A 14,330-nucleotide genomic window follows, 5' to 3' on the forward strand; every position below is an offset into this window, starting at 1 on the left:
CGTGTCGAACGATCAAGGACCGCGCCTGTCTGAAGCAGCAAAAGTGCTTCCGCGCCTCGGCAAGTCACGCTTTGCGCCGGCCAACCGACGGCGGCTCAGCGCCCCTGCTTTGCGTACTTTCCTCGCCATTGCGGATCTATGGGGGTTGACTGGCGAGCAACGTCTCTTGATCCTCGGCTATCCGTCTCGATCCACATATCACAAGTGGTGCAAGCAGGCTCGAGAGCACGGCGACTTTACTCTCGATGTCGACGTCCTCACACGAATTTCCACAGTACTCGGGATCCATCAGGGTCTCGGAATTCTGTTCCCAACGGAGCAACTTGGCGTCGAGTGGCTGCGAACCCCGCACAACGCCATCATCTTCGGCAGGCGACCGCCCATACATCTGGCGACCAGCGGTTCACAGGACGGATTGCTCACGGTGCGGCGCTTCCTCGACGGCGCCCTAGGCGGTCTCTACATGCAGCCGAACACTATTGACGAGGCGTTTATGCCGTACGACGACGCGGAAATCGTCTTCCGGTAACGAGCGCTTTCACACCCTCGCCACGTCGCCTGCCCCCGTCGCAGCGGGGACGGCTGCGACTGCAACAGGCAAGAACTGGAGTTGGCAGATCAGCGCCGAGCGTGACGTCTGAGCGGTCCTGATTCGAACCGCCGACACTGATGGGACCGAATACCTGATCGCCGCCGATCAACACAGGATGAAATAAGCTCGCGTTCCAGTTTTCGGCATCGCCCTCACGCGGGAATGCGAGAGCGGTGGGCGCGGCATTTGTTCGCGTTGCGATTTGCTCGATGCCATCACAGCCCACCCCTTCAACTATAGACCAATCCAGAAGGATTGAATGAGCGAACGCCCGCTTGTATGATCTCATGGGCAACGGGGAAGTGGGCTGATGAAACGCTGGAGCATCGCAGCGATTGTAGGGCTGTGTTTTTTTGGCTGTTGGAACGACTTAGCGAACGCTCAATCCAAACTGAATTTCGATGAGAAAATTGCCGCGCTTGACGCGTGGACCATTGGTTATAACCGTGCGAGCAGCAGTTGTTTGACAACCGCCACTTACGGCGATGAAACCACGGTTTGGATTGGTCTGGACGATGATGAAGTTTATTTAGCACTAACGAACCCCAACTGGCAGTCCATTCAGGAAGGCAAGCAGTACCGCATCCGTATCGCGTCGCTTGCTGGCACCCGATGGCAGGGCAATTTCGATGGTATCAGTCGAGGCCAAGAAAAGGGTGTGATTTCGGGTGGTCTTAAGGAGAATTTCGTCAAAGAACTAATCCGAACCCCCGGAATTGCGGTCTACCTCGGATCGACCCTTATAGCGAAACTCAATCTCGATGGATCGCCAGCCGCATTTGGCGCGATGTGGACTGTCATTCGAGTCGAAACCCTGGCTCGTCGCAAAAGGCAGGTAGGAGCGTTGGCAAGGTCGTCAGCAGCGGCACCGGCTTTATTGTTTCCCAGCAAGGCCACATCCTTACCAACAACCATGTCGTTGAATCCTGTGGCGACTTAGAGATCGAACAAGCTGGGCAACCCAGAGTTCGCGGAACTGCCCTCGCTAGAGACAAGGTGAATGATCTGGCGGTTCTCAAAACCAGCCTCGAACCAAAAAATGTCACCGCCCTAAGGACCGGTTTGCGGGTTGGGGAGAATATTGCAGTTTATGGTTTCCCTTTATCCAACCGGTTGGCAGCCACAGGCAACTTCACAGTCGGATACGTGAGCGCCCTCGCCGGATTAGGCGACGACAGTTCAAAGATTCAAATCTCGGCACCAATCCAACCAGGCAATAGCGGTGGTCCTGTGCTTGACCACTATGGAAACGCGGTTGGCGTGATCGTTTCTACTGCCACATCTGCGATAATTGCCGACCGCTCAGGCGTCGCTCCTCAGAATATCAACTTCGCAATAAAGGCGAACATCGTAAGGAGCTTTCTTGATGCAAACGGCATTCAGGCCGACAGCCCACCCCAAACCACTAAAATCTATGAATTCGCGGATTTGGCAGAGAGAGCAAGGCTAACCACCGTTAAAATTCTTTGTGAAAAATAGGAGGTCTCTTTGACAATAAGGAATGTTGTTTCGATTTTCGCGATCGTTGCGCTATGTGCGATTCTTCCGATAAACCGGGCGTGGGCCGGGTCGCGCGATGGAGCCTTCGCCGCAGGTATGATTGGCGCGGCCATTGGCACCGCCATTTTGATGCAGGGCAGCAGGGGCGGTCCAGCTTACTATCACCATCAGCGCGGACACCGTAAACCGGCTCGATCCAGTCGATCTAGATCGGTAGCTCCAAAAGAAGCAAAGGCGTCTAAAGATCCATTCGCCGGGGCGGCAGCACCCGCTGATTACGCAAAACCCGTCAAAGCAAGCGGTCAATAACCTACGGCGCATCCAGAGAGTCCTGCGTGATCCGCACTGCCGCAGTGCTTCTCCACGCTATTCGTCCCGAACGTAACCACGCGATCGACAATCTGTGATCAGCGCTTCATCGGCGGAATGAAACAGTCCAAGGCGGTTATGGACTTGACGTTGTCCCCGCTTTGGACCGTGCGACTCTTACTCTAACTATTCAAAGTCCCGTTCCAAGCGCGCAAGCTGTGACTTCTTTGTCCGGGCGCAAAGACGACTACCATGACGAGGCTTATGCATGGCAAGGTCAAGCACGGAAAAATTGCAATGCGATTGTTCGAGCGGTTACGTCTGAGTTTCGGATTCTTGCCGGTCAAAACTCAGAAGGATTCAACAGAGACGGGTGATCTGACCGATGTAACCGTTGCGACACCCTATGTTCCCGCCGCGGCTGAGGCCACGTGTTGTGGCCATTGTTCCGGAAACGCGGCAGGACACATTCCGGAACTGCCCACGCAAACGGCAGGGAAGTTCCGAGGCAAGTTCGAGCCGCGAGATTGAATTTCAAAGCACTGCGAGCTTGATGCCGCGGTTCGCCAAGGACCGCCGCACACCAGCGATGAATTGCCGCAACTGCTGAAGTCCTCGCTATCGACGAGGCCGTGGAGCATTCGTTCGTATTTTCGTCGGTGATCAACCGGTCAAGACAAATTAAGAAACCGAGAAATGCCGCCCCAGCCGAACGCGGATTCAACAGAAGCACAACGGCACAGAGCGCGGCGATCAACGACCAACCGCCAACGTCCGAGACGCGCACTCCCGTGAGAGCGAGCGCCGCCCCGGCAAGCAAAGCCACCGGGGCCGACAATCCGCTCTGTTCACCATCTACTTCGCCGCAGCGGCCTGAGTTGAAAGCTTGTCGAACAAACCCGAAAAAACCTGTTTTGCCTTGCCCGTTTGAGGGACTGCTTTGGCTTCCGCGAGATTGCCCGGCGTCCCTACCACGATCAGCGCGACCATACCCATTCCGTAGTGTGGCAGGCATTTCACGCCGTACACCCCGGGCTTGTCAAAGGTGACCTTGACGTCCTCGCCGAGCTTACCAACAAACGGCGTGGAATCGGCCGGAAACATATCCTTGATCGATTCGGCATTGTGACCCTTGTCAGTCGCCACGAATTTGATTGTATCCCCGGGCTCGATCTTCACCAGCGCCGGTTCGAACACCATCACTCCGTCGGTTCCCCTGTTAAGCATCTTGACCTGGATTTCGGCGGCCATCGCTGGGCCGGCGAGACCCACAAAAACCGCGATCGTTGCCAGCGTCATTGTCTTGCGCATTATCGTTCTCCATTGATCATCCGCGACCCGAGCGGACCGTTTCGGCTGTCATTTAGGAGGGCTACCACGTGATGATGTTGAGCCAGCGCAAACTCAAACTGATTGCCTGATACAGCGGCGTCTCATTCATGAGACGCGGAAAATTCTCGTTCGGGCGCCGTCCCAAACGCTGCAGATCCGGAAATTTCACAGCGTCAGCGCGCGCAAGCCGAACGACAATCCAGACCCGCCGTCTCTATCGCTGGTTTGATCCCAAAGTCCTTCGGGATTAAATCCGCCAGCTAAGGCGCAGTCGCGCGAACGACGTCGCCTGGCTTGTCGGGCGCTTTACCGGCGCGGTCGCGGGGTGCCTTGAGAAAGCCCGCCCCTGTGAGTTGGTTGGCAACCTTCATAAGATGCGCGCGCGTGGTTCGTGCTCGTCGTACAATGGCCGAAGGCATCTCGGTGAGCGTTTGGCAATGGCAAATGCCGAGACAATCGTCACGGTAGCACAAGTCAGGTTTGCTTGAGGCGGCGTAGCGCTATCTCGGACCCGGTTTGGCGGACGGGGCTTCGTGTCCTTCGGTCAGGCCGAAGAGCGCATTGGGATCGCGCAGCACGATCCGCTGACGTCCCCCCTCGACCAAACCGCGCTGCTCCCAGGAACTGAGGATGCGGCTGACCGTATGCAGGGTCGTACCGGTCATCTCGGCTATATCCTGGCGGCTGATCGGAAAGTCAATCTCAATGCCCTCGCCGACCTTCTTGCCGGCCTGCTTCGCCAGTCGCAGAAGCACGTGCGCGACGCGCTGCTCAACTTGCTCGTTCGAGATCTCCATGATCCTGGCCTGTGTGTCCTGCAACCGGCTGCCCACGATTTGCAGCGCGCTGCTGGCTAGGCTCGGAAATCGGGCGAGAAGACGAGACCAGGAGGACGATGGCCAGACGAGGGCAATGCTGTCGACCGCAGCGACCGCGGTCGCCGGATAATGCTTGAGGTTCATCGCCTGCGCGACGCCGAACAATTCCCCGGCCGACACGTACCGGACGACGGTTTGCTGTCCTTGAGGCGACGTCTTCTCGACCCGCAGATGGCCGTGCAGCAGAACGAAGAACCGGTCGGCGTCGGCGCCCTGATCGAACACCGCGGTGTCCTTCGGATATCGCACCGAGCGAGCTTCCCTCAGCAGTTCCTCCTGCTCCACGGGCGTCAGGCCGGCGAACATCGGAAGAGCGGCGACCAGCGAGCGGTCGATAGAGGCCATCGTCATTCTCTCTTTCGGTGGCGGACATTAAATCCTGTGCACGTAAACGGCAACTTTTCGTCGGGAAAACAAATATCCACGCATTCGCCTGAAACCTTGCGCTGGCGCAAACCGGAACCCGGGACGGGAGATACTGATGGGGTAGGTTGATGATGCGACCGCGGTGGCACCGCGGGAGTGGCGCTCCCTTCCCGGCTAGGCGCTGCCGGATCGTCGCGACCGGCGGCCAACGGGACGGTAGGCAAAGAGTCGGCGCGGATCGGTCGGCTTGCTTAGGCGGCGGCGCTAGAGGGAGGTCAGTCTGCTTCGGACTCGGCGGAACAGCAAGAACAGCAGCCACACGTCCAAGGGCGACCATACAAGTATCGGCTCCAACGATGTGGGGGCGGTGGCAGTTTCACCCAGTCGTTCGAATGTCCGCATATCTCGTCTCCGGTTCCGCTGCTGCTGTCTAGCCGATGGCATGCTGGCAGTCCTTGCTCTCGGAGCAACCGACAGGCCCACCCGGAATTTGTGCCGCGACAAAGAACCAACGGCCACGACGACTATCGTACGGACAACAACGAGGATACGTCGTGGCGATAATGCACAAGCGGAAGGCCTATCCGGATCCCGCGATCTTCTCTCGCGGATTCAGGCCCTTCTTCTTTTTTCGGCGCGATCTCTCCTTGCCTGCCGACCGCGTTCGCCCTGCGGAGCGCCTCCTGCGCGCGCCGCGCGCGGAGTGAGGATGGCGATGATGGGTGGTAATCTTTCCAGGTGGACCATCAGCTACTTCGCGGTTGCGATCGCGTGGTTGCTGGCCGCCGAAGTCCTGATGGTTGTCGGATTCGGAGCGCCGAGCGCCGACGTCGCGTCTCCCGACACGCTCGTGTTGGTACATGTAGTCTGCATCGGTTGGTTGAGTATGGCACTGTGCGGCGCCCTGTTCCAGTTCGTGCCGGTGCTCATCGCCAAACCGCTCTTCTCTGAACGATGGACCCTACCGGCGTTACTGCTTTTGAACGCAGGGTTGATGGCGCTGCTGGCGGGATTTCTGGCGTTGGGCGGTCGCATCCCTTGGTCGGTCTCCCTGCTTCCTGTTGGGGCCATTGTGCTTGTCGCAGGGTTCGCCGCGGTTTCAATCAATCTCGGCCTGACGCTCTGGCGGGCCCGGCCGCTTCCGGCGCCCGCGCGGTTCGTTGCGGTGGGCGTTGCCTGCGTCTGCGCGACGGCGGCGATCGGCACCGTATTCGCGCTCGCCCGTTCGGGGCGCATCGCCGAGCCGCTCGGCGCGGATGCGCTTGCGTCAGGCGTCTCGATTCACGCGATCGCGGGTCTGGGGGGGTGGCTGACGCTCACCGCAATGGGTGTGAGCTACCGGCTGCTGGCGATGTTCATGCTGGCTCCGGACGCGGATGCAAGGAAGATACGTGCGACACTCTTAGCGGGTGCGGGAACCATGGCCATCGCGATCGCGGGAGGTGTCTTCGCGGTCGTCGCAGAAGGCGGCATCGACGCTGTACTTGCCCTTGCCGCGGTTGCAGGATTGATGACCCTCGGCCTCTATGGGCGCGACGTGATCGCGTTGTTCCGCGGACGTAAGCGTCGCTCCCTCGAACTGAATATCCGCATGACGGTCTTATCTCTGGTCAGTTTGGCCGCGGTCGTTCTGCTCGGCGGGCTGCTCGCTGCCACGGGTTCGTTCGTTCGACACATCGGAGCGTTCGCCTTCCTGGTCGCCTTCGGTTGGCTGTCGGGACTGATCCTCGCAAAACTCTACAAGATCGTCGCCTTCCTCACTTGGCTTGAGGTCTACGGACCAGTGATGGGACGAACGGCGACGCCGCGCGTGCAGGATCTCGTCGTCGAACGACGAGCCTCGAAATGGTTCTTCATATACTTCCTGGCTGTCTGGGCCGCGACCGCCATGTTGCTCGTCGATGCGACGCTTGCGTTCCGCACTGCCGCGCTGGCCATGACGATCGCAACCGCCGGTATCGTCCATGAGCTCGCAAGGGCCAGACGTCTCCTCGATGTCGCCGGCGCGCTGCGTCTGCCAGCGGGCGCAATTGCCCCGCGGCTGATGTCTTCCCGTACTTAACCGAAAGGAGCAAGAACATGAACGAATTCATCGACGTGGATGTCCGGCCGATCCTCCGCGCTGGCGGCGAGCCGTTCTCGACCATTATGGCGGCCCTCGCCTCACTTCAACCCGGCCAGGGCCTGCGACTTTTCGCGACCTTCAAGCCGATCCCGTTGTTCGGCGTCATGGTGGATAAGGGCTTTGCGCATGAGGAAACCGAACTCCAGGACGGGGAGTGGGAAGTTCTGTTCCGTCCCGTAGACGCGCCGGCGCGGGCGCGGGCGGCGCCTTCCGTGGACGAATGGCCCGATCCCATCGTCCGTCTCGACAATCGCGATCTCGATCCGCCGGAACCCATGGTGCGAATCCTGGCGGCGGTCGAAACGCTAAGTCCCGGCCAGATCATGTCGGCACAGCTGCGCCGCGAGCCGGTCTTTCTATTTCCCGAACTTGAGAAGCGCGGGCATTCATGGCGGGGTGGTTTCACGCCTGACGGTACCGCGTACGAGCTGACCGTAAGGATAGCGGGATGACGGGCGTCGACTCCATGCTGGCCGCCCAGGTCAGGGACGCGCTGCGCGTCGTCATCGATCCGGAGCTAGGTCTCAACGTCGTTGATCTCGGATTCGTGTATGGCGTTTCGGTCGAGGATGGAGCGGCGTGGATAGTCATGACGGCAACGACACTCGGTTGCCCCGCCACCGGGTTTCTCAAGGAAGGCGTGTCCAACAGCGCCCTTCGGGTCCCAGGCGTGAAATCGGTCGACGTCACGATGACGTTCGACCCGCCATGGACGCCTGCGCTGATGACGGCCGACGCGAGGGCAGAACTCGGCTTCCGGAATTGAACTTCGTACGAACTAGGTGGCATGGTTGCTCCGACCGGCCCGGGCGCCCTCGCCCACAACTGTCGACGTCGTGAACCAGAATTTGCTCACGTCAATGCCCGCAGCCAGGCGAGGCGAGCGATCGCGTACCCCGCGAGCGCCTGCATGGATTCAAGGCGACCGGGATCGACGGAATTCTCGGCACCCTCGAGGTAGGCATCAGCCAGCGCCTCGGCGATAGTTTGCGCGTCGCATTGCTCAAGGTTCGCGGGAAATCGGCCTATCCCGGCGGCTTGAGCCGACATGCGCGTCGTTTCCTGAAGAAGCTCGCGCGCCCGATTGGCCGCTTCGCCTTCGACGCGACGCTTCAGGTCGGCGAGCTGCCCTGCCAGACGACGTTCCAGCGCCGCCGCATCAACTTGGCCGACATTGCCCTGCTCGACTGCGCGCATCTTGTTGTCCTCGCCATGATATGCGCGCCGCCGCTCCTTTCGCAATGTGGCGACATGGCCCAATTCCTCCCGCGCCATGGCTTCGGCGGTCTGTTTGATCTCGGGATCTTCCGCAAATCCAGCTACATATGACCAGAACGCGAAAGCGCGCTCCTCATTGCGCACTGCCATGGACAGCGCACGGTAGGGTGTCATCAGTCTAGAGGTCATGATTTCCGCGGCTGTCTCGCGATCGAACGTTTCGGGCGCCTCCCAGCGCACGAGCGCGGGATCGGGCGCTCTGCCGATACGGGATTGCGACCAGCGCGCCACACTGTCGACATGTTCGCGCTCTGCCGCGGCAAGTTGCGCGAAGACGGCGGCGAGATCCGGCTTATTCTGACGTTGCATGTCTGCCGCGAGATCGTCGTACTTGCTGGCGGACTCCTGCTCCATTGCATTCGCAAGCGCAAACAGCTCGTCGAGCGACTGCAGACTTCCTGCGGGCTCTCCTTTCAACAACAAGGTTCGTGACAGCAGCATGCTTCGATCCGGCACAACGTGATTTGGCAGTGAATATAGCATGCATAGTCGGAAACGGGTTTGACCTGGCTCAAGGGCGGCTTCCGCCGCCGCATCGAGCGACAGACGAGCGTTCCTGCAACCAATGTGTGACCTGCCCTTCGGTTGCGTTGGAATAGTCCGAAACCGAACTGCGATCTTTTTCTAGGTCTCGGCCAAGCTGTTAGCTGACGATCACTTCTGCGATCGCGCGAAGATCCTTGAGCTTGGTCACGGTCAGCGATTGATCGCGCGTGAACAGCAACCCACGCTTTTCCCAATTCGTAAGAGCACGGCTCACGGAATAGAGCGTGGTCCCCGCGATGTCAGCAATATCCTTGCGCCGCAGGGAAAGACCTATGGTCGTTCCAAACGACTCCTCTCTGCCGAATTGCCGGACCAGGCGAAGTATCGTGTGAGCTACACGTCTTTCGACGGATTGCGTGGAGACTTCCCGGAGGCGATTTTGCAGCTCAGCAAGACGTCTCCCCATGATTCTAAGAGCATTCAGCGCAACCTGAGGATGGCGGTGTATCAACCTGATCAGATCTGCTTCACTCCAGCTTACCACGACGGACGCCGCCATTGTATCGGCATCCGCGGGATATCGATGGTCAGTAAAGGCAGCCGCGACTCCAAATATTTCGCCGACCCCAATGAATCTGATGACTATTTGCGCTCCATCGCTACCCGATTGTGAGATGCGCACGATTCCTTTCAGGAGCGCGTGCGCTCGAACCCGAGTATCACCCTGATCGAATACCCTGGCGTCTTTTGAAAAAATGAGGCGCCGAGCCGATTTGCGTGCCTCATCGAGAGCCGCCGCCGAAACTCCTCGAAACAGCTCGATGCTGGCAAGTTCTCGCCGGGATATTGGCGGATCGGAATCGGCCATTTTGCTTCACTTAGTCCCGTGAATTCCGATCATCGCAGTAAATTGCAATGCGGACGCTTGTTGAGGGTCGCAATTGTAAATCGATGATTAGTTCCTCTCTTTAGCCGGAACCGTGGGGTGTCGAGTTTGCGCCAGCGCAAATCGAACCGCTTTCATTGTTGATAGATTACGGGTGGTCTCCATGAGCGGAAGCGCACCTTTATGATGGAAATACTCGCAAGCCCCTCCAGGCCGTCCGCAGCGACAGGCTGTCTCCAGAGCGCGCCGGCGAGCCGATCACGCAAAACTACGTCTGCGTGCGCTCTACGCTCGAAAGGTTTTGCGTGAATCCGAAAGCTTGTTTGACCGTGTTCGCTGCCGCCGCTGTCATGGTGTTGGCGGCGTTGGCTTCGTGCACCGCGTTCGCGGCCAACAATCTCGCGACTTATTTGTCAAAAGCCGCGCCGTCGCATTTCTTTCCTAGCGCCGACCGTTTCGGTCCTGTCCAAGGCGATCCGCCAATCGCGCCGGTCTATCAAAGCGATAAGCTGCTGGGCTTCGTTTATCTCAACTCCGATTTCGCCAATGCGGTCGGCTATTCCGGTAAGCCGATACACACCCTCGTCGGAATAGATCCCAAGGGAATCCTGACGGGCCTCAAGCTAGTCGAGCACAAGGAACCCATCGTGCTGGTGGGCATTCCCGAAAAGCGCATTCTGGAGGCCGTCAACAAGTTGATCGGCGCCGACTTGGGAAGCGTGGCGCGAGGTGCCGCGCCGGCCCCGCAGGTCGATATCGTCAGCGGCGCGACCGTCACCGTTCTGGTGATCGGCGACAGCATCGTTCGGTCCGCCACCAAGCTGATCAGGAGCGGTCGTCTGGGCGCCCAAGCCAATCCAGCCGCCAGCACGGTGCCACGAGTTTCGAGGACGATCGATCCAGCAAAAAGCGAAATCCGAGATTGGCAGAGCCTCGTCGGCGACGGATCCGTCAAGAGGTTGCTCCTTTCGGTCGCGGACGTGAACAAGGCTTTCGAGAAAACCGGCAACGCCGCCGCGGCGGCGCGTCCGGAAGAAGGCGATCCGGACGAAACCTTCATTGATCTATATGTGGCTGATGTCGCCGTGCCGACGATCGGCCGCAGTCTGCTCGGAGACGACGGTTACAATCGTCTGGTCGGCCGGTTGAAACCGGGACAACAGACGCTCGTCGTCGCCGGATCCGGCCGCTACTCGTTCAAGGGAGCCGCCTACGTCCGAGGAGGGATTTTCGATCGCGTCGAATTGATCCAGGAGACTAACAGCGTCCGCTTCCGCGACCGCGATCACACGCGCTTGGGCAATCTTGTTGCCGAAGGCGCGCCCGACTTCCCGGAAATCGCGTTGTTTACGGTGCCGCCCGAGCTCCCGCTCGATCCGACCGAACCATGGGTGCTGCAACTACTGATGCAGCGCGTCGTCGGCGCGCGGGACAAGGCTCTAGTTACCTTCGATCTCGGCTATACGCTTCCGGAAACGTACCTCAAGCGCGAAGCGCCGCTTCAGCCCCCCGCCACCGCAGCGGCACCGCTCGCCAAGTCGGCGCCCTTGGCTGCTGAGAGGCGTGAAGCCGGTACGCCGCCGCCCGCGACCGACGAAGAGCCGCTTTGGATGCGCATCTGGCGCGGCGACGTCGTCAAGATCGGAATGACCGTCGCCGCGTTGGGCGCGCTTACGCTGATTTTCTTTTTTCAGAACTTCCTGGTCCGTCGCCCGGCGATATACGTCTGGGTTCGTCGGAGCTACCTACTCTTCATCCTGGTCTGGCTGGGTTGGTATGCGAATGCTCAACTCTCCGTCGTGAACGTCCTGACCTTCGTCAACTCGTTGCTGACCGGCTTCAGTTGGGAGTATTTCCTCGCCGCCCCGCTCATCTTCATTCTTTGGGCATCGATCGCGGCTGGGCTGTTGTTCTGGGGACGCGGACCGTTCTGCGGCTGGTTATGCCCCTTTGGAGCCCTGCAGGAGTTGCTCAACAACGTCGCCCAAGCGCTTAAGGTCCCCCAGTTCAACGTGCCTTGGGGGCTGCATGAGCGGCTCTGGCCGATCAAGTACATCATCTTTCTCGGCCTGTTCGGCATGTCACTGTACTCGACCGCGTTCGCCGAGCAACTCGCCGAAGTCGAACCCTTCAAGACCTCCATCATCCTGAAATTTGCGCGCGAATGGCCGTTTGTCCTCTATGCGCTGACGCTGCTCGCGGCGGGCCTGTTCGTCGAGCGATTCTTCTGCCGCTACATGTGTCCGCTCGGTGCTGCACTCGCGATTCCGGGCCGCATCCGGATGTTCGAGTGGCTCAGGCGCTGGCCGGAATGCGGCTCGCCTTGCCAGCGCTGCGCCAAGGAATGTCCGGTGCAAGCGATTCATCCCGACGGGCACATCAACGTCAACGAGTGCATCTACTGCATGCACTGTCAGGAATTGTATTTCGATGACCATCGCTGCCCGCACATGATCCAGGTTCGGCTGAAGCGCGAGAAGCGCGAGGCTCTGTCTTCGCCCTCCATGCGCAGCGGCAAGGGTCCGAATACCGTCATCACTGCCGGAGGCAAGCCCGTCGGCTCGCAGCCTGCTGTGCCATCACACCACCCGCAACCTGAAGCCTAGGAGACTATTATGAGCGAAAATGAAAACGCAAAGGGCGTGAGCCGACGCAAATTGCTTGGAACGACTGCAGCAGCTGCGGGCGTGAGCCTCGTGGGCGGCGTTGCGCTCAAGACCGACGGCGTAATCACAGCTGCTGACGCGCAGACCAAGACGGCCCCCGCGAAGGCGGCGCCCGCAGCGCGGCCCGCGGTTCTGAAGGCCGAAGTGCATCCCGGCGAGTTGGATGAATACTATACCTTTTTCTCGAGCGGCCAGTCCGGTGAATTGCGTATCGTTGGATTGCCGTCGATGCGTGAGTTAATGCGGGTACCAGTGTTCAATCGCTGCAGCGCCACAGGCTGGGGCCAGACCAATGAAAGTCTGAAAATACTGACCGAGGGGCTGTTGCCCGAGACCCGCGAGTTCCTCAAGACCCGCGGCGGCACCTACATGAATGGCGACCTACATCACCCGCACATCTCCTTCACCGACGGCACCTATGACGGCCGCTACGCCTTCATGAACGACAAGTCCAACACCCGCGTCGCGCGGGTGCGTCTCGACGTAATGAAGTGCGACAAGATCATCCAGCTTCCGAACCAGCACACGGTGCACGGCCTGCGCGTGCAGAAATACCCCCGTACCGGCTATGTGTTCGCCAACGGCGAGGATGGCGTGCCGATGCCGAACGACGGCAAGATACTCGACGATCCAAAGCAGTATCGCTCGATCTTCAGCGCGATTGACGGCGACACCATGAAGGTGGCCTGGCAGGTGATCGTCAGCGGCAATCTCGATAACGTCGATGCCGACTACCAGGGCAAGTACGCCTTCTCCACCTGCTACAATTCGGAAGAGGGCGTCACCCTCGCCGATATGACCGCCAAGGAGCAGGACTGGGTCACGATCTTCAACATCAAGCGCATCGAAGAAGCGGTGAAGAAGGGGGACTTCAAGGAAATCAACGGCGTGCCTGTCATCGACGGTCGCAAGGGCTCGCCCTATACCCGCTATGTCCCAGTTTCCAACAGCCCGCACGGCATGAACACCGCGCCGGATGGCATCCATATCGTAGCGGCGGGCAAGCTCTCGCCTACGGTCACGGTGATGGATGTGCGGCTGTTCGACCAGTTGTTCGACGACAAGATCCAGCCGCGCGACGTCGTGGTCGCGGAGCCAGAGCTCGGCCTCGGACCCTTGCACACGGCCTATGACGGCAAAGGCAACGCCTACACGACGCTCTTTCTCGACAGTCAGGTCTGCAAGTGGAGCATCGATCTTGCCAGGCGCGCGTTCAAGGGCGAGAAGGTCGATCCTATCCTTCAGAAGCTCGATGTGCACTATCAGCCCGGCCACAACCATACCTCGATGGGACAGACCAAGGAAGCCGACGGAAAGTGGCTGATCTCGCTCAATAAGTTCTCAAAGGACCGCTTCCTCAATGTCGGGCCGCTTAAGCCCGAGAACGACCAACTGATCGATATCTCCGGCGACAAGATGAAACTGGTCCATGATGGTCCGAGCTTTGCCGAACCTCATGACGCCACCATCGTTCACCGCTCCAAGATCAATCCGGTTTCGATCTGGGATCGTGCCGATCCGTTCTTTGCCGATGCCGTCAAGCAGGCCAAGGCCGACGGAATCGATCTCGAGGCCGACTCCAAGGTGATCCGGGACGGTAACAAGGTCCGTGTTTACATGACATCGACCGCGCCGGCGTTCGGACTCGAGCAATTCCAGATCAAACAGGGCGATGAGGTCACCGTCTACGTCACCAATATCGACTCGGTGGAAGACCTGACGCACGGTTTCTGCATCGTGAACTATGGGATCAACATGGAAGTAGCGCCCATGGCGACGGCCTCGGTGACGTTCACGGCGGATAAGGCCGGCGTCTTCTGGTACTATTGTTCGTGGTTCTGCCACGCCATGCACATGGAGATGAAGGGCCGCATGATGGTCGAACCCAAGTCGGTTTGAGGCGGGATCGGCA

At 59.5% G+C, this 14,330-nt stretch carries 12 protein-coding genes and 1 pseudogene; 8 read left to right on the forward strand and 5 right to left on the reverse strand.

Features of this window, described 5'->3' with window-relative positions; all coding sequences use genetic code 11:
- The first annotated feature begins 25 nt into the window (after positions 1–25).
- From BN32_RS13540 to BN32_RS26195, 3 genes are all read left to right on the forward strand, one after another.
- Positions 26–529: an antitoxin Xre-like helix-turn-helix domain-containing protein gene (locus tag BN32_RS13540; protein ID WP_040426464.1), complete on the forward strand. Its 504-nt coding sequence runs from the start codon at positions 26–28 to the stop codon at positions 527–529.
- A 373-nt stretch (positions 530–902) separates the two neighbouring features.
- A complete protein-coding gene (locus tag BN32_RS27715; RefSeq protein WP_051488461.1) occupies positions 903–1,532 on the forward strand; it encodes a hypothetical protein in 630 nt (209 codons plus the stop codon).
- Positions 1,490–2,071: a S1C family serine protease gene (locus BN32_RS26195; RefSeq protein WP_244438173.1), complete on the forward strand. Its 582-nt coding sequence runs from the start codon at positions 1,490–1,492 to the stop codon at positions 2,069–2,071. The genes BN32_RS27715 and BN32_RS26195 overlap by 43 nt, the downstream gene beginning before the upstream one ends.
- A gap of 1,185 nt (positions 2,072–3,256) precedes the next feature.
- Here the strand turns inward: BN32_RS26195 and BN32_RS13550 are convergent.
- The 3 genes and pseudogenes from BN32_RS13550 to BN32_RS13555 all read right to left on the reverse strand — a co-directional run bounded on the left by BN32_RS13550 (position 3,257) and on the right by BN32_RS13555 (position 4,956).
- Positions 3,257–3,712, reverse strand: coding sequence for a pseudoazurin (locus tag BN32_RS13550; RefSeq protein WP_019198761.1), 456 nt, complete (start codon positions 3,710–3,712; stop codon positions 3,257–3,259).
- Between the two features lie 284 nt (positions 3,713–3,996).
- A pseudogene (locus BN32_RS27720) lies at positions 3,997–4,119 on the reverse strand (BadM/Rrf2 family transcriptional regulator); the annotation flags it as partial.
- 114 nt (positions 4,120–4,233) lie between these two features.
- Positions 4,234–4,956, reverse strand: a complete 723-nt coding sequence (locus BN32_RS13555) for a Crp/Fnr family transcriptional regulator (protein WP_040426466.1) — start codon at positions 4,954–4,956, stop codon at positions 4,234–4,236.
- A 736-nt stretch (positions 4,957–5,692) separates the two neighbouring features.
- On the opposite strand from BN32_RS13555, the gene BN32_RS13560 reads away from it, so the two are divergent.
- From BN32_RS13560 to BN32_RS13570, 3 genes are read left to right on the forward strand one after another with little or no spacing between them, the layout of a single operon-like run.
- The gene (locus BN32_RS13560) at positions 5,693–7,039 is read left to right on the forward strand and encodes a hypothetical protein (RefSeq protein WP_019198766.1); all 1,347 of its coding nucleotides are present in this window, start codon (positions 5,693–5,695) and stop codon (positions 7,037–7,039) included.
- Positions 7,040–7,056: 17 nt separating this feature from the next.
- Positions 7,057–7,554, forward strand: a complete 498-nt coding sequence (locus tag BN32_RS13565; protein ID WP_019198767.1) for a DUF2249 domain-containing protein — start codon at positions 7,057–7,059, stop codon at positions 7,552–7,554.
- Positions 7,551–7,868: a metal-sulfur cluster assembly factor gene (locus tag BN32_RS13570; protein ID WP_019198768.1), complete on the forward strand. Its 318-nt coding sequence runs from the start codon at positions 7,551–7,553 to the stop codon at positions 7,866–7,868. Before BN32_RS13565 ends, BN32_RS13570 begins: the two co-directional genes overlap by 4 nt.
- Positions 7,869–7,954: 86 nt before the next feature.
- Here BN32_RS13570 and BN32_RS13575 read toward each other — a convergent pair whose 3' ends face one another.
- Positions 7,955–8,821 carry a ferritin-like domain-containing protein gene (locus BN32_RS13575; RefSeq protein ID WP_019198769.1) on the reverse strand — a complete coding sequence of 289 codons (867 nt, stop codon included), beginning with the start codon at positions 8,819–8,821 and terminating at the stop codon, positions 7,955–7,957.
- Positions 8,822–9,023: 202 nt separating this feature from the next.
- Positions 9,024–9,734: a Crp/Fnr family transcriptional regulator gene (locus BN32_RS13580; RefSeq protein WP_019198770.1), complete on the reverse strand. Its 711-nt coding sequence runs from the start codon at positions 9,732–9,734 to the stop codon at positions 9,024–9,026.
- A 368-nt stretch (positions 9,735–10,102) separates the two neighbouring features.
- Here BN32_RS13580 and BN32_RS13585 point away from each other — a divergent pair, with 368 nt between their 5' ends.
- Entirely contained in the window at positions 10,103–12,358 is a 2,256-nt protein-coding gene (locus BN32_RS13585) for a NosR/NirI family protein (RefSeq protein ID WP_051488517.1), read from the forward strand.
- A gap of 9 nt (positions 12,359–12,367) precedes the next feature.
- Positions 12,368–14,317, forward strand: a complete 1,950-nt coding sequence (gene nosZ / locus BN32_RS13590) for a TAT-dependent nitrous-oxide reductase (protein WP_019198772.1) — start codon at positions 12,368–12,370, stop codon at positions 14,315–14,317.
- The last annotated feature ends 13 nt before the right edge of the window (positions 14,318–14,330 follow it).

The organism is Afipia birgiae 34632 (genome assembly GCF_000308295.2).
GTDB classification, from domain to species: Bacteria; Pseudomonadota; Alphaproteobacteria; order Rhizobiales; family Xanthobacteraceae; genus Afipia; species Afipia birgiae.

Bases quoted from the DNA above. Each gene is read 5' to 3' on its own strand.
- BN32_RS27715 (WP_051488461.1), top strand. From the start codon at position 903: ATGAAACGCTGGAGCATCGCAGCGATTGTAGGGCTGTGTTTTTTTGGC.
- BN32_RS13550 (WP_019198761.1), bottom strand. From the start codon at position 3,712: ATGCGCAAGACAATGACGCTGGCAACGATCGCGGTTTTTGTGGGTCTC.
- BN32_RS13555 (WP_040426466.1), bottom strand. From the start codon at position 4,956: ATGGCCTCTATCGACCGCTCGCTGGTCGCCGCTCTTCCGATGTTCGCC.
- BN32_RS13560 (WP_019198766.1), top strand. From the start codon at position 5,693: ATGATGGGTGGTAATCTTTCCAGGTGGACCATCAGCTACTTCGCGGTT.
- BN32_RS13565 (WP_019198767.1), top strand. From the start codon at position 7,057: ATGAACGAATTCATCGACGTGGATGTCCGGCCGATCCTCCGCGCTGGC.
- BN32_RS13570 (WP_019198768.1), top strand. From the start codon at position 7,551: ATGACGGGCGTCGACTCCATGCTGGCCGCCCAGGTCAGGGACGCGCTG.
- BN32_RS13575 (WP_019198769.1), bottom strand. From the start codon at position 8,821: ATGCTGCTGTCACGAACCTTGTTGTTGAAAGGAGAGCCCGCAGGAAGT.
- BN32_RS13580 (WP_019198770.1), bottom strand. From the start codon at position 9,734: ATGGCCGATTCCGATCCGCCAATATCCCGGCGAGAACTTGCCAGCATC.
- BN32_RS13585 (WP_051488517.1), top strand. From the start codon at position 10,103: ATGGTGTTGGCGGCGTTGGCTTCGTGCACCGCGTTCGCGGCCAACAAT.
- nosZ (WP_019198772.1), top strand. From the start codon at position 12,368: ATGAGCGAAAATGAAAACGCAAAGGGCGTGAGCCGACGCAAATTGCTT.